The organism is Sporosarcina sp. Y1009, assembly GCF_057669865.1.
In genome coordinates this window covers 1-19,321 of the sequence record NZ_JBYHFO010000027.1, presented here as the reverse complement: position 1 = coordinate 19,321, position 19,321 = coordinate 1, and the positions used below count along the sequence as shown (strand labels likewise).

Sequence of the window (19,321 nt, the reverse complement as noted above, 5' to 3'; positions counted from 1 at the left end):
TCATAATAAGAGAAAGTTGGAGAGGGGGAGCTAGATGAAGCATGTTGGAGAAAACATAAAACGAATTCGAACGATGAAAAAAATGACGATTTCAGACTTGGCAAATGAGCATGTCTCCCGGGGAATGATTAGCTTAATTGAAAATGGAAAAACCCGGCCTTCGATAGAAAGATTGCATTATATTGCGGTTCAGTTAGATGTAGACATAGCAGATCTTGTCGAAGAGATATCAAAAGAAGAACTTCGAGACAAAATAAATACGGCAACCGAATTATTTGCTAATGATGACGTTTTAGCGGCGACAAACTTATTACAACCATTGCTTATGAAGATGGATCAAAGTTATGAGGCGGCTAGGGTTTATGAATTATACGCGAAATCTCTATACGCTTTATATGTTCAGTCCAATGAGGAATACTTAAAGAACGTAGATAGCAACTGGGAATTGTATACCGAGAAAGCGATGGCTTTATACACAGAATTACAAATGGAATGGCGTGTCGTTAGGTTATGGGCATTTCTTGCGAATATTGAATTTGCAAACGCAAACTATAGGGAAACAATTGAGATTCTAGATAAGGGGCTTGATAAATTAATAACTGAAGATAGCTTGGAAACGAGAGCGATTTATATCGAGCTACTGGCTGGGAAAGTTTGGTCGTATACGGCATTAGGTGATATGAAAGCAGCCCATGAATTACTAGATACAGCTATTGGATTTTCCCGAAAGAGTCTTATTTTAACGGATTATTATGGCTTCTTGAATATAAAGACCTGGCTTCTTTATGATGCACATCATTATGAAGAAGCACGAAAATATGTTGCTGATGCGACGTCATTTATTAACCTAATGCAGCATGAGTATTTATTCATTGAACATGAATTGGCGAAAGTCTTATACGAGGAGTTTTTTGAGAATAAGTATGAGCATGCGATTGAAATGGCGGATGAATATGAACGCTATGTGTTGAACGAATCGTCTTTAAGTGAACCTGAAAAAGAGGGCTTGCTAGTTTTTGTAAGGGATTTGAAAGCGCGAAGTTTAACAAGATTAGGTCATTATGAGAAGGCACTTGATTTGTTTAATTCCAATACAATCGAAGTAAATGAATTTGTGGAAATATCTCCATTAGACGTAGCGATTAGAGAAATTACAAAAAGTTACAAAGCGATTTGCTATTTCCATCTTGAAGATGTCGTGAAAGCCCAACAACTTGCGAAGTATGCCGTCGAGAAATTACACAAAATGCCATACTCGTCATACTTTCACTTCGCTCGCGAAGTGTTGGCGGATGTGTCTAGGGAATGAGTTAAAGCCTTAAAGTGAACAGTTGATTTACTGCTAACAATAATAATATTCAAAATACCCTTGACATTCGATAAAAGCATGTGTAAAGTGTATATCAATAACTAAATAGTGAAACTTTCTTATCCAGAGAGGTGGAGGGACTGGCCCTTTGAAGCCTCAGCAACAGACATTTATGTACTGTGCTAATTCCAGTAGCGTAAGCTTGGAGATGAGAAGAGTGAACAGCGATAAAATGCCAACCTCTTCTTATTCAATGAAGAGGTTTTTCTTATTCTAGTTATTAATATAATTGGAAAGAAGGAATGGCAAAATGACAAAAACACTGACAGAGACATTGACAAAAGCACCATTTAAGGCGGATCATGTAGGGAGTTTACTACGTCCGGAAATCCTACACAATGCACGGAAAAAGTTTCAAGCGGGTGAGATTACAGCTGAACAACTGCGTGAAGTAGAAACGACTGAAATTAAAAGAGTTGTCGATAAGCAGATTGAAATTGGTTTAGAATTAGTAACTGATGGGGAGTTTAGACGTAGATTTTGGCATACAGATTTTCTAGAGCAGTTAAACGGGATAGAAGGATATGTTCCAGATATAGGGTATGTTTTTAGTGGTGATGAAGAAACAGAAAGATATAATGTCCGTAACATCGGGAAGGTTTCATTCAATCCTGACCATCCACATGTGAAAGACTTTATAGAATTCAATGAAATCGTTGCTGGACGCGCTGTTGCCAAACAAACAATACCAAGTCCGAACCAATTATTTAATATCGGCATTAGAGATGAAACCATCTATCCCGATATTGAAGAATATGCTAAAGATGTTATTCAAGCTTACCGCGATGCTTTCAAAGCATTCTATGATGCAGGTGTCCGTTATTTACAATTAGATGATGTGTATATTGCAGGGCTTTCTTCGCCGGATATTCCTTTTAACGATGGCGAATACTCGAGAGAATATTTGATTGATTTGGCTCTCCGTGTAGCAAATGCCGTATTGGAAGGAAAACCAGAAGATCTAGTCGTTTCAACACATTTATGTCGTGGAAACTACCGCTCTAACTGGGCGTTTGAAGGAAGCTATGATCTAATTGCGCCAACACTACTTGCAAAAGAAAATGTGGATGGCTTCTTCTTGGAATATGACGATGAACGTTCAGGAGACTTTAAACCACTTGAGCATATTCCAAATGGCGGTGCGCAAGTTGTGCTAGGTGTTGTCACATCGAAAAATGGAGAGCTTGAAGACAAAGAGCTGATCAAATCTCGAATACAAGAAGCATCTAAACATGTTCCGCTTGAACAATTATGTTTAAGCCCACAATGCGGTTTTGCTTCAACGCATCATGGAAATAACCTGACAGAAGAGCAGCAATGGGAAAAGTTGAAGTTTATTGTTGACATTTCGAAGGAAATTTGGGAAAAGTAACGTTTAAAAAGTTTAAAGCAAAAGCGCATCCTTGTCGTGTACAAGTGATGTGCTTTTTTGTGCATTCGGGAGGAATAAAGATTAGGGACAAGTGAATAGACTTTTAGAAGAAGCAAATAAAAATCACAGCAATATACCATTACACTATTTGGAGGAGATGTAGTTGGATAGCAAAGAATTAAGAAACTGCTTTGGCCACTTCGCAACAGGCGTAACAGTCGTCACATGTGATACAAGCGATGGCCAACATGGGTTTACCGCAAACTCATTTACTTCAGTCTCACTGGACCCACCCTTACTACTCGTATCTGTAGATCGAAAAACAAAAGCATTTCAGTTTTTAAAAAACAACCATTTTACAATAAATATTTTAAAAGAAACGCAGCAGGATACTGCGATGCATTTCGCTGGAAGACCCCTTGACAATGAACCTTTTAGCTGGGAAAAAGGGACGTGCTGCCACCGCCTTCAAGATTCACTCGCCTATTTAGAGTGCGAGCCTTGGGCAGAATATGACGGCGGAGATCATGTTTTATATGTCGGGAAAGTGATTGATTTTCATTACACCGAAGGCAATCCACTAAGTTATTTCAAAGGGAAATTTATCAGGGATTCATAACTAAACGCCTATTTATGAATAATCCTCACTTCCCCTAAATACAATGGGGTATGGACAACTCTTCAATTCATTCTAATCCCAAGCATATTGGGGTTTAGAGCTGTTTGGAATGATCGATGCCATTAAAAGGAGGAAAGCGATAATGAAAGTAGATGAAGAAAAAAAGACAACGATTCCATTGACTGGACAAGAGTACTTGGAAAGTCTAAAAGATGGGCGGGAAATTTGGCTCCACGGGGAAAAAGTGAAAGACGTCACAACTCACCCGGCTTTTCGTAATGCAGCCCGATCTATTGCAAGACTGTACGATGCATTACACGATGAAAAAACGAAAGATGTATTGACAACAGAGACTGACACAGGTAACGGGGGATTCACACAAAAGTACTTTAGAGTGGACAAGAATTCTAAGGAATTACTAGAATCCAGGGATGCCATTGCCGAGTGGGCAAAGTTAACCTTTGGACAAATGGGGAGATCTCCAGATTACAAAGCTGCTTTTCTTGGAACGCTCGGTGCAGATCCTGATTATTACGGAAAATATGCAGATAATGCCCGGAGATGGTATAAGGAAGCACAGGAGCGTAACTGGTATTTCAACCATGCGATCATTAATCCGCCGGTCGATCGACATACCCCGCTTGAAGCTGTCAAAGATATTTTTATCAGAACAGAAGGCGAAACAGATGAAGGCATTATCGTTAGTGGCGCAAAGATGGTCGCAACGGGATCTGCCTTAACAAACTATAACTTTGTAGCGCATTACGGTGCAGCGCCGATTACAGATGAGAACTATGCGTTAGTCTTTATTGCATCTATGGATACGCCAGGCGTGAAGCTGATTAGCAGAGCATCATATGAAATGACTGCAGCTGTAATGGGAAGCCCATTTGACTACCCACTGAGTAGCCGCTTTGATGAAAATGATTCAGTTCTTGTTTTTGATAAAGCAATCATTCCATGGGAGAACGTCATCATTTACAAAGATATCGAAAAAGCGAATAACTTCTTCGCAGAAAGTGGTTTCTTAAACCGATTTACATTTCACGGCGTAACAAGACTAGCGGTCAAGCTCGATTTCGTATCGGGGTTATTATTGAAGGCGGTTAAAATGAACGGGACAGACCAATTCCGAGGCGTCCAAGTGAATGTGGGCGAGGTTATTGCGTGGAAAAACATGTTTTGGGCATTAAGTGATGCAATGGCATTGAACCCTGATGAGGGGAGAAATGGTACCGTGCTTCCCAATTTGAATTATGGGCTAGCTTATCGAATGTTCATGTCTGAAGGATGGCCAAAAGTAAAAGAAATTATTGAAAATGTTGTCGCAGGCAGTCTGATTGCACAGCCATCAAGCGCGAAAGACTTTAAGAACCCTGAAATAAGGCCCTATTTAGATAAATTATATAGAGGCTCATACGGTGTTAAAGCAGAAGAGAAAATAAAACTCATCAAACTACTATGGGATGCCATTGGAACTGAGTATGGCGGCAGACATGAATTATACGAGCGTAATTACTCCGGGAACCATGAAAATATTCGTCTAGAAAACCTAGTTGTCGCCAATATGAGTGGACAGGCCGACCAGTTTGAAAAATTCGCAGAAGCTTGTATGAATGATTACGACCTAGACGGTTGGACAAACGATACATGGATAAATCCCGATGATGTTAGTTACTTTAATAAATGAGTGAAGTCTTTTTGGATAGGGTGAGTAGAAATGAGTGAAGGGTTAGCTTATTTCAAAAACGTCTACGACGATGTTCCAGAATGGGTGCAGAAAATGCATGATTATCATGCCGAAGCGCTTGATCACTACACAGCTTTACGCAGTACCATTATGAAAGATGGCATTCTCTCGACAAAAGAAAAGGATTTACTTCTCGTCGGAATGAATGCCGCTAGATTGTATGAGCGCAGCATGGTTTACCATACGAAAAGCGCGATGGGAAAAGGTGCGACAATTCCGGAACTTGTCGAATTTTTGCTCATTCCTTATGTGTATAACGGAGAAGAAGCCTTGAAAATAGCGTTGAAATCAATAGAATATGCCGTTTCCTTTCAGGATAAGACAACCAAGGATGATGGCTCATTGGAAGAAATACTCGTAAGAATGATTCAACTAATGAGAAATGAAGATACGAGTTTCGTAGAAATTATGCTGGAATCTGTTCGCACGGGTGACCCGATGTTTGTCGAGAACCTATTCAAAGAAGGCGTGGTTTCATCGAGGCTAAAATACATGTTGATGGCAGGGATTTACTCAACCGAACTACAAGGCCAAGCTGCTGGGAAGTGGATGGATGCAAGTCGCGAAATAGGCGTGACAGAAGAAGAACTCGTTGAATTGGGGTTAATCAGCATGTTAACAGCCGGGATCCCTGCTTGGTTTGAAGCGAGTGATTCCCTTTTGTAGAAAGAGAATCATTCTATTATCTAAAACAGGAGGAAGGAAAAGATGAATCAAAAAGTAATCGATGTATATAACGGCATGGTGACAAAGTTTAAGGAATTGATCAGTGAACATGAATTGAATCATGATGACTATGAAGCGATGGTTAACTGGCTGAATAGGCTGGGTAAAGCGGGAGAAGTTCCGCTGTTCATGGATGTGTTTTTTGAAACGCACGCCCTTCAAGAAATGTATAAAAACGTAAAAGGAACAGAACCAACAATTCTCGGGCCTTACTATTTGGAGGATTCTCCGAAACTAACAGCGCCATATGTCTTGCCAATGCGTTCTGATGAACCAGGAGAGATCTTATTCTTTAGCGGAACGATCAAAGACGTAGAAGGAAATCCGTTAGGCAATACGGTTGTCGATATGTGGCAAGCCGATGCGAGCGGGGAGTATTCTGGATTTGCAGAAGGCATTCCAACCGAAAATTTCCGCGGCATTTTCGAAACAGACGCAGACGGAAACTTCGAAGTACAAACAGTCATTCCCGGAGACTATTCAATTCCAACAAATGGACCAACAGGAGAATTTTTGAAGTTGATCGATTCGCATCCGATTCGACCCGCTCACTTACATTTCTTATTTAAGCCGAAAAATGGTGATACACTCATTTCGCAAGTATTCTTCGAGGGTAATAAATACTTGGACAATGACGTCGCAAAAGGCGTCCGTGGTACACTCATTACAAAATTAACAAAACATGATGGCGCTGAAAAAGGACTAGACCAGGACTTCTACAAAGCCCACCTAGACTTCGCACTGCGACTGCAAGATCAACCAGTATATAGCTAAAAAACGAAAAAGTAGAGTGGGAAATTTTCCTCTCTACTTTTTAATACGTTGTAAATGAATGTTTCCAATGAGTCGAAGGTCATGACTTGCAAGCAAATCAATTTGAGTGCAAGCAAACTACATAACTGTGCAAGCAAACTACTACAAAGTGCAAGCAAAACCTGCAGTTTGGTAAATTTTCAATCAAAAAGAAACCGCGTACTCGAATGTAATCGCTCATTCAAATACGCGGTTATTTAATGTTTATTTTTTCTCCATTAATCCTGCTTCAATTAGAAAATCTTCTGCAACGCGTTCAACCATCATACCGTCGTTATCAACTTTACCGTTCATGATTTGCATCGCTTCTTCATCGATTACGCCTTCAAGAAGATTCAATACTTCTTCAAGTTGAGGATATTCTTCAAGTGTTTCTTTACGAACAAGTGGAAGTGCATGGTACGGCGGGAAGTATGATTTATCATCTTCCAACACACGTAAATCATAGACTTGAAGCTGCCCATCTGTCGTGTAGGAGTTGATAACATCCACTTCATTCGCATCAATAGAGCGGTACATCATACCGTGGTCCATTCCTTTTACTTCATCAAATTCGAGATTATATTCTTTTTGAAATCCAGGTAACCCATCCGGTCGGTCAATAAATTCAAACACCGCACCCAATGTGAAGTCTTGTGAATGCGCCGCGAAATCACTAAAAGTATGAACATCTAGTTCCTCAGCGATCGTTTCATCCAGTGCAAGTGTGTACGTATTGTTAAAACCAAATGTGTTAAACGCGACAATGCCATCACCGTCAACAAGTTCTTTTGTCATTTGTAATGTTTCGTCGGCTGTTCCTGGTTCTTGGTGATAGTAAGTGACAACAATTGTTCCTGTGTAATCAGGAATGACGTCGATATGTCCGTTTGTCATCGCGTTCCAAACAACTGATGATCCACCAAGATTTTCTTTATATAGAACTTCAATGTCTGTTTTATCTTCGATTAATTGTCCCATGACATGGGATAGGATAATACTTTCTGTATTGTTCCGGGAGCCGAGTCTAAGCGAATCTTTTTCGATAAAGATACAGCCTGATAACATACTTACCAATAGCGCCGTTATTGCTCCCAGTATCAGTTTATTTTTCATAATTACTTCAATCCTTCCGGCGTTGTCCAACGTTCAACTGCACCAAAGAACGTTTCTAGGATAAGCGCAAGAAGTGCAGCAGGTATCGCACCAAGTAAAATCAAGCCATCGATTCCACGTGTAATTCCAAGGAAGATGAAATCTCCAAGTCCGCCTGCACCGATAAATGCTGCAAGCGTCGCGTTACCAACGTTAATAACAGCAGCTGTACGAATACCTGCCATAATAACAGGAACAGCTAAAGGCAATTCAACCTTAATCAAAATTTGCATACTGGTCATACCCATTCCTCGTGCAGCCTCAATGGTTGCAGGATCGACATCTTTAATACCCGTATACGTATTTCGCATAATTGGCAGTAAAGAATATAGAAATAGTGCAGCAATCGCTGTTTTTACGCCAATTCCAAATATAGGAATCATAAAACCGAGTAAAGCTAAACTTGGGACTGTTTGTAAAATACCAGTTCCCCCGAGGACAATTGTTTTAAGTTGTGGTACGCGTGTCACAAGAATTCCAAGTGTCACAGCGAGGACAGTGGCAATCAGCATGGAAAAGAACACAAGCTGAATATGAATTGAGGTAGCACTTAGCACTTCACCCCAACGTAATTGCGTTTGTTCAACGAGTTGTTGCCATATATTTAAATCATTCATTTGTATTTTCCTCCGTTTCCGTCCACTGGCTGGACATGGCGGATAGCAAGGAGCCGCGTGTGACAAGTCCTACAACTTTATGAGTTGTATCAACAATCGGAATCAACCCGAATGGAGCTTCGTCAATCATGATAATTGCATCTTTTGCTGTTGCAGAATCAAGTAGAAAAGGTTCCGCAGGTAGCATCAGTTCATCGACTGTTTCAACATTATCTAACCTTTTAATTAAATCGTAAGCAGAGACAATTCCAAGCAATTTATTGTCGTCGTCTGCAATAATCAAATGCGTTATTTTTCGTTGGCGGATAATAGAAATCGCCCTTTCCGGAGAACGATGTGGAAGAGAAGTAACAATCGATTCGGACATAATTTCAGTAACCGGCATGAGTTCAGGGTTTTGGATAATACGGTGTTTTCCCATAAACTCCTCGACAAAGCCATGAGCGGGTTCTTGTAGTAATTTCTCAGGAGTGTCTATCTGAAGTAGATTGCCATCTTTCATAATCGCAATCCGATCGCCCATCTTTAGGGCTTCGTCCATGTCGTGTGTGACGAATACAATTGTCTTTTTCAACTTTTTGTGGAGTGAAATTAATTCAGCTTGTAGTTGTTCGCGTGTAATTGGATCCAATGCGCTGAATGGCTCATCCATTAAGATAATATCCGGATTAGAAGCTAGTGCTCTAGCAATACCGACACGTTGCTGCTGACCACCCGATAGTTCTTTAGGATAGCGAGTCGCGTAAATCTCAGGATCGAGACCAACCATTTCCATAAGTTCGGTAACGCGTGATTTAATATCTTTTTCATTCCAGCCTTTAAGTTGGGGAACAATTGCAATGTTTTTCTCAATTGTATAATGGGGAAAAAGCCCGATTTGCTGAATAACATAGCCAATACTTCGGCGTAGTTCAGACGCGTTGTAGGATTTAACATCTTTGCCGTTAATGGAGATTGTGCCGCTTGTGTGGGGGATTATGCGGTTAATCATTTTCATTGTTGTAGACTTTCCAGAACCACTTGGCCCGATAAGAACTAGTAATTCACCTTCTTTGATTTCAAAGTTTACAGATTTAACGGCTTGAAATCCGCCTTCGTACACTTTTGATACATTTTCAAACTTTAACATAAGTACCTCCTGTAATTAATTAAAAGCTAGTATTCGGAGAAAAAACATCTGTCATTAATCAATGAATAAATCAAATGAAAAGACTCCAATAAATAACTGACTTCTCAAGTATAACACAAATAAAATTTTTCTGCAGGGGTGATTGGCTAAATGACGCTCTTTCACCGTTGATATCTGATTAATCGGAAGAAGAAATGAGGACTAAATTGCCCAATTACCCCCATTCATTTATGATGAATCAAGAGGGTAAATTCTGATGAGTTATTAAATATAGATGAAATTTGAACTTCATCCAACAAGGGGAGTGTGCTGAATTGGGTATGAATATTTTCATTGTAGAAGACGACCACGCCATTTTTGAATCATTAAAAACCCGACTTGAACAATGGTCATTTACTGTGACAGGACCAAGTGACTTTGATGATGTAATGCGTTCATTTGTAGCCGATCAACCTCATCTTGTTATTTTAGACATTCAGCTCCCGGCGTTTGATGGTTTTCATTGGTGTCGGGAAATTCGTGCGGTATCCAAAGTGCCAATTATTTTCTTATCGTCGCGAGACCATCCGATGGATATGGTCATGGCGATGAATATGGGTGCGGATGATTATGTTCAAAAGCCTTTTGACGCGGATGTATTACTCGCTAAATTACAAGCGCTGCTCAGGCGAACGTATTCGTACGGAGAGGAGACGCCGGATATTCTTGAGTGGAATGGTGCAATGATTGACCGGAAACGCGGTGTTATTCGAATCGACGGTACCGATGTTGAATTAACGAAAAATGAATTTTTCATCTTGCTCATTCTCGTCGAATCGAACAACGAAATCATTTCGCGTGATGATCTCATTCGAAGACTGTGGGATGATGAACGATTTGTAAATGATAATACACTGACAGTGAATGTGACGCGTCTCCGTCAAAAATTAGGGGAAATCAATTTAGAAGAAGCAATCGTAACGAAAAAAGGACTTGGGTATATGGCAATTACACTATAGAAGAGGAGTTTCCGTATGTTTATTCGCTATATAAAAGATATGAGAAGTTGGATACTCTTTTTCATCGGTGCAATTTGCTTTGTTAACATGATTTTATGGCTTGACCGAGGAATTTTAGTTGAGTTCACGTCAATTTTATACCTCAACGGTTTACTGTTACTATCTTTCACGTTATTTGTAACTTGGCGATATAGAAGAGAAACCAAGTTTGCAAAAGAGCTTTCTTCACTGGTTGAATCGGGAATTGAAGATGCGTATATTGCATTGCCACCAGCATTGTTTTCGCGGGATGAAGTGACAAGAGATATGCTGCTCCAAACAACAGAGAAATTTGCCGAAGAACTTTCCTTCGTGGAAAAAGTCACGCTACATGAAGGCGAGTATTTCGCATCTTGGGTGCATGAAGTGAAGACACCACTAACCGCGATGAAACTTACGATTGACGAACACCGCGGTGACCCAGATTTTCGAAAGATTGAGACTGAATGGTTGAGACTTCATTTACTAGTAGACCAACAATTATCTATTTCGCGGTTAGCATCCATGGAGGCAGATTATGTAATTGAAAAAACAATTTTACAAAACTTAGTCTCAGCGGAAGTTCGAGAGCTTGCTTCTTGGTGTGTAGATAAAAATATTGCCGTCGAGTTTGAAGGACAAAAAAACATCGAAGTGGTGTCAGACCAAAAATGGTGTCGGTTCATGATCCGCCAAATTATAACGAACGCAGTGAAGTACAGCCCAGTTGGTGGAACCATTTTCATCACAATGAACGTAAAGTCTACTGGCAATGTAAACTTATCGATTAAAGATAAAGGTCCGGGTATTAAAGCACATGATCTCCCACGTATTTTCGACAAAGGCTTCACAGGTGGAACAGGGAGAATCCATAATGCAGCAACTGGGCTCGGTCTATACCTAGCGCAATCAGTCGCAACAAAAATGGGGATTATCTTAACCGCAAAATCTGAAACGAACAAGGGAACAACAATAGAAATCGTGTTTCCCACTGAAAATGAGTTCGATCAAGTGATTGCAAACGGTAAAATGAGTGGAAATTAGTTATATCCGTACCTTTTGTGCACATATCCGCGTATTCAATAACTTTATCCGTATGTTTTTAAGTTATATCCGCAGGTTTAGAACAGTTATCCGTACATTAGAGCAACATATCCGCAAAACAGGACTTTTAACCTAAACAATACTCACTAACTTTCACGAAAGTGACAACAATGTCACATTGGACAGCCTCTTTGTCATCACAATCAAACGACCCATCGTAAATTGCACGATATGATAAGAGCAAGATTGAAACAGGGAGGCTTTTATTTTGAAGAAAACACATACAGCACAGGAAACTGTCTTACACGCACAAAACGTACGGAAATCATTTGGTACAAGAGGGAATGTCCAGGAAGTATTAAAAGGAATCGATCTTCGCGTCAGCAAAGGAGAATTTGTAGGCATTATGGGGCCGTCAGGGGCTGGAAAGACGACACTTTTAAATGTCTTAGCGACAATCGACCGTTCAACAGGCGGAGCGATTTTAATCGATGGAGAGGATATTTCGAAAATGAAAGATGCTGGCTTGTCGGCATTCCGTCGCGACAAACTCGGGTTCATTTTCCAGGATTATAATCTGCTCGATACATTGACTGCAAAAGAAAATATTCTGTTGCCAATTTCACTCGGAAAAGTGAAGAGAAAAGTGGCAGAGGATCGGTTTAACGAAATTGCGTCGATTTTAGGAATTACCGACATCGCGCATAAATACCCGCATGAAATATCGGGCGGACAAAAACAACGTACATCAGCAGCGCGCGCGCTTATTAATGAACCTTCCATGGTATTTGCAGATGAACCCACAGGTGCACTTGATTCGAAATCGGCGTCGTCACTTTTAGGAACAATGGAAGACGTCAATAAAAAGCGCGGCGTCACAATCATGATGGTCACGCATGATGCAGTCGCTTCTAGTTACGCAAGTCGTGTCGTTTTCTTGAAAGACGGGCAGATTTACTCAGAACTTTATCGCGGCGACAAAACGAGACAAGCTTTTTTTCAGGACATCTTAAAAGTCCAGGGCGTTCTCGGGGGTGACAGCGTTGACACTATTTGATCTTGTCATTCGCAGCATGCGGAAAAATATTAAACATTATTATCTTTATTTCTTTGCGCTCATTTTTAGCGTCGTTTTGTATTTCGTCTTTGCAACATTGCAATATGACTCAGGAGTAGTCGAGCGGGCTGGGCAATCAATGAAGTTTGCTTCCGCGTTTAAAGTCGCGGGTGGTCTTCTCATTTTTATCGCAGGGATTTTTATTGTTTATGCAAATGCGATTTTTCTCAAACGACGCAGCCGTGAAATTGGTTTATATCAATTGATCGGATTGAATAAAGGCACAGTTACGCGCTTACTCATTATTGAAAACAGTCTGCTTAGCGCAGGCGCACTTGTGATTGGAATCGGTGTAGGAATCCTGGTATCACGTGTATTCCTATTATTATTAATGAAGTTAATCGGCTTCGACGGCTTTATCGCTTTGTCGTTTTCATCTGCTGCAGTTGTTCAAACGGCTGTTGTCTTCATTGCAATCATTCTGCTGACAACAATTCAAATGATATACACAGTTTATCGAAACACATTGCTAAGTTTATTTAATGCCGATAAAAAAGGAGAGAATCCAAAGAAGCCGAAAAAATTCATATCGGCGACGTTGGCCCTTTTAGGATTCGGTCTAATCGTTTTTGGTTACTGGTTATCTGGGAATATGTTGAACGAAATGTTGCTATTCAATATGTTGGCTGTCCTTGCCTCAACCATTATAGGAACGTATCTAGTGTTTCGCGTCACGATTAGTTGGTTGTTTTATCAAATTCGATCCAGAAAACAAGGTCATCTTGGGCTGAACAATAGCTTGTCTATCGGATCACTTATGCACCGTATGAAAGGAAATGCGAACTCCTTAACAATTATTACGGTTTTATCAGCTATGACACTCGCGATGTTGGCGGGTTCCTACTCTCTTTATTATTCGACTGAACAAGAGTCACGCTATTCAATGCCGCATGATTTCATGATTGAAAGTGATGAGGAATTGGCCGAGCAATTTGGCCAGGAGTTAATAGAAAACGGAATTGGTTTTACGAGCGAAAAAATCGAGTTGCTGGTTGCATGGGGTACATTTGAAAAAAATGTTTTCCCAGAGTGGGATGGACCGATGGAACATACTTACGGATTTTCTATCGTGAGTGATCAACAACTTGAAAAAGCCGGTTTTCAAGTCGAGGCACCTACTAAAGGAAATGCCGTTATGCATGATATGAATTATGCGATGTCAATGAAAAATATGAAATTGCCGTTTGACGTCACCATAACTAGCGGTGAAAGCGATAGACAATTTCGTATTACAAAATTAGGAAATGGGAACGTTGTAAATTATGTTTCTGTAGGTTTTCAACTAATCGTCGATGATGCGTATTTTGAAGAGTTAAAAGAACAATTGCCTTCAGAAGGTGAAGAAAATAAAATTCTCAATGTCTATGCGATTAATATTCAGGATAGTGACCAACTCGCTGCCGCGTCTAAAATATTTTCCCAATCAAAGTATACAGATAATGCCGAAGGGGAAAATTACGCCTACTCTACAGATTATTATTCGATGTATGAATTGGGAATCCAAACAAATGGACTATTGATTTTTATCGCTGGATTCTTAGGTTTGGTTTTCTTGGTTTCGACAGGGAGCATCCTATACTTTAAACAAATGACAGAAGCTGAACAAGAAAAACAAAGTTACGCGACACTTCGCCAACTCGGTTTTTCAGTGAAGGAAATTATGAAAGGGATTATTCGTAAACAACTGTTTGTTTTCGGACTGCCGCTCGCTATCGGTTTGTTGCACTCCGTGTTTGCGATAAAAGCTGCATCTTTCATATTCATGTCTGACATCACAGTGCCGACTACAATCGCGATGGGATTATATGCAGTCATCTATATCGTTTTCGCGTTCTTAACCATAGGCTACTACCGAAAAACAGTAAAGGCTGCACTATAAGATAAACTATGTCGTACTGAATGGATAGAAATTATCCAATCAGTACGATTTTTTTAATAAGTAAAAAATATGTAAAGTGAAGTGTTTTTTCTATCTTTTGAGGGAATGGGTGTATTAAGATTACTTAGTTGAAATTTTGGGGAAAGGATTTGTTGAATTTGTTAATGGATGCACTTCAGTGGTTGGTAGGACCCGCAAACGATTTTATCTGGACGTATGTACTCATCGGATTTTTAATAATAATTGGTGTATATTTTACGATTCGCACAAAGTTTGTACAAGTAAGGCTGTTTGGTGAAATGTTTAGGCTAATCTTTGAGAAAAAAGAAAGTAACGATGGTGTTTCTGCATTCCAAGCATTTACGATTAGTGCCGCTTCACGCGTAGGTACGGGAAATGTGACGGGCGTAGCGCTCGCAATTGGCGTTGGAGGTCCCGGGGCCGTATTTTGGATGTGGATGATTGCAATTATCGGAATGGCAACTGCTTTTGTAGAAAGCACGCTTGCCCAAGTGTATAAGGTGAAGGACGGCGATACTTTTCGCGGGGGGCCTGCCTATTATATGGAAAAAGCACTAGGATACCGTAAATTAGGGATTGTATTTGCGATTTTATTAACGCTTTCTTTTGGATTTATATTTAACGCAGTTCAATCAAATACCATTAGTCAATCATTTATGGATGTTTTCGGGATGAAAGATTGGGTGATTGGACTTGTCTTGGTGTTATTAACAGCCATTATTATTTTTGGTGGTATAAAGAGGATTGTTAAAGTGACAGAGTTAATTGTTCCTATCATGGCGACCTTTTATTTATTTATTGCAGTGTATGTCGTGATCATCAATATTTCAGAAATACCTGCAGTGTTCACGTTAATCATTGAACATGCTTTCGGCATTAAAGAAGTTGTTGGCGGCGGAATCGGTGCTGCAATGATGCAAGGCGTACGTCGAGGACTCTTTTCAAACGAAGCAGGTATGGGGAGCGTACCAAACGCAGCAGCTACAGCGAATGTCTCTCACCCAGCAAAGCAGGGGCTTGTACAAAGTTTAGGTGTATTCTTCGATACAATTATGATTTGTTCAGCAACCGCTTTTATTATCATTTTAGCTGGCCTTTATACAACAGGTGAGCAAGATGGAATTATTTTAACGCAAGCTTCAATGGCGGTACATGTTGGTGCTTGGGCTCCATATTTCGTAGCAATTGCGATTATGTTCTTCGCCTTTAGTTCAATTGTAGGAAATTACTATTACGGTGAAACGAATATTGAATTCATCAAAGCCCATAAATCCTGGATGACGATTTACCGTGTCTTAGTGTTATGCATGGTCATGTTCGGTGCAATGGCAAAAGTAAACGTTGTTTGGAGCATGGCTGATTTGTTCATGGGAATCATGGCGGTATTGAACTTGATTGTTATTGTAGTTCTTGGAAACGTTGCGTTTAAAGTGCTTGATGACTTCTCTTACCAACGGCGAAAAGGTTTAAATCCTGTATTTAAAGCGAGTTCCATTCCAGGTTTGAAAAACACAGAGTGCTGGGAAGATACGAAAGAACAAGACAAAGTAGTAAAATAATAACGGTAAATTATTTTGAGTAAGAACGATTTTTTTATACATTTCATTTTCATATCACGCACCTTCACTAGAGTAGAAGTGTATATTTTTTGCATAAAAGCAAATCATATCACTGACTAGTGGAGGTGTTTTTTTGAACGAAAATTTATCATACGGTGATGATTATAAATTCATTCCCGCGACTTCGCTTGAGAACGGTGTAGGAACAGAGGTATTAGCAGATATTTTTTGCTTTACGAATCGAATTGTAAATATATGCCTCATTGGAAATGCTAATGCAAATAACTTTGTGCTAATTGACGCAGGTATGCCTTATGCGGCAAAGGAAATTATTTCTGTAATAGAAAAACGTTTTGGTGAAAATAGTCGACCGCAAGCGATTATTTTAACGCATGGTCATTTTGATCATGTTGGTTCAATTATTGAGTTGATTGAGCATTGGAATGTTCCTGTTTATGCACATGAATTAGAAATCCCATTCTTAACCGGTACAACGAGTTATCCAAAACCCGATACAACGGTAGAAGGTGGAATGGTTGCGAAAATGTCTGCGATGTTTCCGATTGATCCCATCAATTTGCGAAGTTTTGTTCAACCCCTTCCCGAAGATGGCAGTGTCCCGCATTTGCCAAACTTTCGTTGGATACATACGCCAGGACATTCGTCTGGGCATGTATCGTTTTTTAGAGAAGAAGATCAAGCTCTAATTGTTGGGGATGCTTTTGTTACCGTGAAACAGGAATACCTCTATAAAGTTTTTACCCAAGAACAGGAAATAAGTGGTCCACCAAGATATTTAACAACTGACTGGGAAGCGGCTTTTGCATCCGTGAAAAATTTGCAAGCACTAAAACCTTCTGTCGCCGTTACAGGCCACGGTATGCCAATGACTGGTGAATTGTTAACGGATAGTTTACAGCGACTTGTAGAGCAGTTTGATCAAATTGCTGTTCCTGATTATGGAAAGTATGTTGAGGGAAAATGATTAACGGATAAACTTGGTAATAATTAATATGAATTGATTTTCAACTTGGGGACAAGATATGAAATGTAGGTGACATATTCACTTAACAAACATCGAATGGGGTGAAACAAGTCATGGATAACAACAACCGCAATCGTCAAGACCAAAACGACCGTAACAACCGAAATAACAGAAACAACCAGAACAACAATCAAGATAAAAACGTAGAGTTTGCTGATGATTTTCTTGATCTGAACCCTAATAAGAATAATAATCAAGACAACAACCAGCAGAATAGAAACCGCAACAACAACAATAACAACAATAATAACAACAGATAACTTGAAATTAAAAAACCTGTATCACAATCTAAAAATTGTGATACAGGTTTTTTAACTGTCACATTTCTTCCGGCGCTTTCATTCCCAACAATCGAAGCGCTTCCTTTAAAACAACCGTCGTACTTGTGATAAGTGCAATTCGATATGGTATATTTTCCATATCAGTAAGTACATGAACATTCGCGTAAAAAGAGTTGAAAACCTGTGCAAGGTCGACTGCGTACTTCGCAATGATTGAAGGATCTAATTCGTCAGCAGATAGTTGAATGATTTGAGGGAACTGTTCTAGCTCTTTTATGATTTCCCACTCGAAATCATTTACTGCGTCCACGGAATATGAATTTACTTCACCTGACTTTCTCAACACTGAATTTGCACGGGCAAAAGTATATTGAACATATGGCCCGGTTTCCCCTTCAGTCTGAAGCATTTTCTCTAGATCAAAATCGATATCATGCTTTCGATGCTGTTTTAAATCGCTGAAAATAACTGCTCCAACACCTATCGCCTCGGCAATGATTTCTTTATTTTTTAAATGTGGATTTTTTTCTTCAATCGTTGATTGGGCAAGTGCGATTGCCTCTTTTAAAACCTCTTCTAACAAGACGATTTTCCCTTTTCGTGTCGACATCTTTTTTCCGTCTTTCATGATGAGCCCAAAAGGTACATGCAGGATATCTTTCGCCCATTCATAACCCATTTTTTCGAGTACTTTTTTGAATTGTGTAAAATGTAGACTTTGTTCATTCCCAACGACATAGACGGATTTCACGAAATCATAGGTCTTTTTTCTGTCGATTGCAGCAATCAAATCGCGAGTGGCATACAGCGTTGCCCCGTCTGATTTTTTAATGAGGCAAGGCGGCATATCATCTTCCAATTCAACGACCAAAGCGCCATCCGATTCTGTTAACAATCCCTTTTCATTCAATATATCGATAATCGGTTCCATTTTATTGTTATAATAGGCTTCTCCGTTATAGGAGTCGAATTTCACGCCGAGTAAATCATAAATACGTTGAAACTCCTTTAGTGATTCCGATTTGAACCATTTCCATAGGGCAAGCGCTTCGGTATCTCCGTCCTCTAATGCTTTAAAAGCAGCTCTTCCTTGATCATTCAACGAATTGTCTCGCTCAGCTTCTTCATGAAATTGGACATATAACTTTAAAAGTGTCTGAATTGGAGCGTGCTGTACTTCTTGTTCATTTCCCCATTTCCGGTAGGCTGTTAGGAGTTTACCAAACTGAGTCCCCCAATCCCCAATGTAATTGATTTTGACAGTTTTAAATCCTCTTTTTTCCAACAGTAAAGCAATTGAATTTCCGATGACTGTAGAACGCAAATGGCCCATTGAAAACGGTTTTGCGATATTGGGAGACGATAGGTCGATGGTCACAACCTTACCATTTCCAATCTGAGACGCTCCATAATTAAAGGATTTTTTCTGAATTAATTGGAGTAAGGAACTGGTAACCATCTTCCGGTTTAAAAATAAATTCACGTATCCGTTGACAGCTTCGGCTTTGTGGATAAGTGGATGATCAATTGCTTTTACAAAATCATCTGCAATTATGATGGGAGATTTTCTTAACTGTTTTGCAAACGTGAAGCAAGGCAACGCCATATCGCCCATATGTGTATGAACCGGGCGTTCCAACATATTTTCAGCTAAGGGAACTGGACTAAATTCTTGTAACACTCGTAAAACCTCTGTTTTCATCGCAAATTCCTCCTTTTAATCAATAAAGTGAAACTTCAATCCGTGGGGTGTTCTTCCCCACGGATTGTTAGTTGAACCAATCGGGCATTTACGGGCAGTTAATCTCCCACCTATCCTTATCGTTTAAC

17 protein-coding genes and 1 riboswitch are annotated in these 19,321 nt (G+C 39.8%); of the genes, 13 read left to right on the top strand and 4 right to left on the bottom strand.

Features of this window, described 5'->3' with window-relative positions; translation table 11 throughout:
* Positions 1 to 34 precede the first annotated feature (34 nt).
* The 6 genes from AC25Y1_RS18910 to AC25Y1_RS18885 all read left to right on the top strand — a co-directional run bounded on the left by AC25Y1_RS18910 (position 35) and on the right by AC25Y1_RS18885 (position 6,610).
* Positions 35 to 1,309: a helix-turn-helix domain-containing protein gene (locus AC25Y1_RS18910; RefSeq protein ID WP_488149563.1), complete on the top strand. Its 1,275-nt coding sequence runs from the start codon at positions 35 to 37 to the stop codon at positions 1,307 to 1,309.
* Between the two features lie 116 nt (positions 1,310 to 1,425).
* Positions 1,426 to 1,524, top strand: a riboswitch (SAM riboswitch).
* Between the two features lie 107 nt (positions 1,525 to 1,631).
* On the top strand, positions 1,632 to 2,741 hold the full coding sequence (locus tag AC25Y1_RS18905; RefSeq protein ID WP_488149587.1) for a 5-methyltetrahydropteroyltriglutamate--homocysteine S-methyltransferase: 1,110 nt from the start codon (positions 1,632 to 1,634) through the stop codon (positions 2,739 to 2,741).
* Positions 2,742 to 2,904: 163 nt separating this feature from the next.
* Positions 2,905 to 3,360 (top strand): flavin reductase family protein, encoded by a 456-nt coding sequence (locus AC25Y1_RS18900; RefSeq protein WP_488149562.1) that lies wholly within the window; start codon positions 2,905 to 2,907, stop codon positions 3,358 to 3,360.
* A gap of 142 nt (positions 3,361 to 3,502) precedes the next feature.
* On the top strand, positions 3,503 to 5,050 hold the full coding sequence (locus AC25Y1_RS18895; protein ID WP_488149561.1) for a 4-hydroxyphenylacetate 3-hydroxylase N-terminal domain-containing protein: 1,548 nt from the start codon (positions 3,503 to 3,505) through the stop codon (positions 5,048 to 5,050).
* A 30-nt stretch (positions 5,051 to 5,080) separates the two neighbouring features.
* On the top strand, positions 5,081 to 5,776 hold the full coding sequence (locus AC25Y1_RS18890) for a carboxymuconolactone decarboxylase family protein (protein WP_488149560.1): 696 nt from the start codon (positions 5,081 to 5,083) through the stop codon (positions 5,774 to 5,776).
* 42 nt (positions 5,777 to 5,818) lie between these two features.
* Positions 5,819 to 6,610, top strand: a complete 792-nt coding sequence (locus AC25Y1_RS18885) for a dioxygenase family protein (protein ID WP_488149559.1) — start codon at positions 5,819 to 5,821, stop codon at positions 6,608 to 6,610.
* 243 nt (positions 6,611 to 6,853) lie between these two features.
* On the opposite strand, the gene AC25Y1_RS18880 is transcribed toward AC25Y1_RS18885, so the two are convergent.
* The 3 genes from AC25Y1_RS18880 to AC25Y1_RS18870 are packed head-to-tail and all read right to left on the bottom strand — an operon-like array spanning position 6,854 to position 9,529.
* The gene (locus AC25Y1_RS18880; protein ID WP_488149558.1) at positions 6,854 to 7,744 is read right to left on the bottom strand and encodes a glycine betaine ABC transporter substrate-binding protein; all 891 of its coding nucleotides are present in this window, start codon (positions 7,742 to 7,744) and stop codon (positions 6,854 to 6,856) included.
* Between the two features lie 2 nt (positions 7,745 to 7,746).
* Positions 7,747 to 8,400: an ABC transporter permease gene (locus tag AC25Y1_RS18875; protein ID WP_488149557.1), complete on the bottom strand. Its 654-nt coding sequence runs from the start codon at positions 8,398 to 8,400 to the stop codon at positions 7,747 to 7,749.
* Positions 8,393 to 9,529, bottom strand: coding sequence for a betaine/proline/choline family ABC transporter ATP-binding protein (locus AC25Y1_RS18870; protein ID WP_488149556.1), 1,137 nt, complete (start codon positions 9,527 to 9,529; stop codon positions 8,393 to 8,395). The genes AC25Y1_RS18875 and AC25Y1_RS18870 overlap by 8 nt, the downstream gene beginning before the upstream one ends.
* A 320-nt stretch (positions 9,530 to 9,849) precedes the next feature.
* Between AC25Y1_RS18870 and AC25Y1_RS18865 the strand changes: the two genes are divergently transcribed.
* The 7 genes from AC25Y1_RS18865 to AC25Y1_RS18835 all read left to right on the top strand — a co-directional run bounded on the left by AC25Y1_RS18865 (position 9,850) and on the right by AC25Y1_RS18835 (position 17,470).
* Positions 9,850 to 10,527 (top strand): response regulator transcription factor, encoded by a 678-nt coding sequence (locus tag AC25Y1_RS18865; protein ID WP_488149586.1) that lies wholly within the window; start codon positions 9,850 to 9,852, stop codon positions 10,525 to 10,527.
* A 15-nt stretch (positions 10,528 to 10,542) separates the two neighbouring features.
* A complete protein-coding gene (locus AC25Y1_RS18860; protein ID WP_488149555.1) occupies positions 10,543 to 11,589 on the top strand; it encodes a sensor histidine kinase in 1,047 nt (348 codons plus the stop codon).
* A 265-nt stretch (positions 11,590 to 11,854) separates the two neighbouring features.
* Positions 11,855 to 12,646 (top strand): ABC transporter ATP-binding protein, encoded by a 792-nt coding sequence (locus AC25Y1_RS18855; protein WP_488149585.1) that lies wholly within the window; start codon positions 11,855 to 11,857, stop codon positions 12,644 to 12,646.
* Positions 12,624 to 14,585 carry an ABC transporter permease gene (locus AC25Y1_RS18850; RefSeq protein ID WP_488149554.1) on the top strand — a complete coding sequence of 654 codons (1,962 nt, stop codon included), beginning with the start codon at positions 12,624 to 12,626 and terminating at the stop codon, positions 14,583 to 14,585. Before AC25Y1_RS18855 ends, AC25Y1_RS18850 begins: the two co-directional genes overlap by 23 nt.
* Positions 14,586 to 14,749: 164 nt before the next feature.
* Positions 14,750 to 16,165 (top strand): alanine/glycine:cation symporter family protein, encoded by a 1,416-nt coding sequence (locus tag AC25Y1_RS18845; protein WP_488149584.1) that lies wholly within the window; start codon positions 14,750 to 14,752, stop codon positions 16,163 to 16,165.
* A 133-nt stretch (positions 16,166 to 16,298) separates the two neighbouring features.
* Positions 16,299 to 17,150 carry an MBL fold metallo-hydrolase gene (locus AC25Y1_RS18840; RefSeq protein WP_488149553.1) on the top strand — a complete coding sequence of 284 codons (852 nt, stop codon included), beginning with the start codon at positions 16,299 to 16,301 and terminating at the stop codon, positions 17,148 to 17,150.
* A gap of 113 nt (positions 17,151 to 17,263) precedes the next feature.
* Positions 17,264 to 17,470, top strand: a complete 207-nt coding sequence (locus tag AC25Y1_RS18835) for a hypothetical protein (protein WP_488149552.1) — start codon at positions 17,264 to 17,266, stop codon at positions 17,468 to 17,470.
* A 58-nt stretch (positions 17,471 to 17,528) separates the two neighbouring features.
* Here the strand turns inward: AC25Y1_RS18835 and argS are convergent, their stop codons facing one another.
* Positions 17,529 to 19,193, bottom strand: coding sequence for an arginine--tRNA ligase (gene argS / locus AC25Y1_RS18830; RefSeq protein ID WP_488149551.1), 1,665 nt, complete (start codon positions 19,191 to 19,193; stop codon positions 17,529 to 17,531).
* Between the last annotated feature and the right edge of the window lie 128 nt (positions 19,194 to 19,321).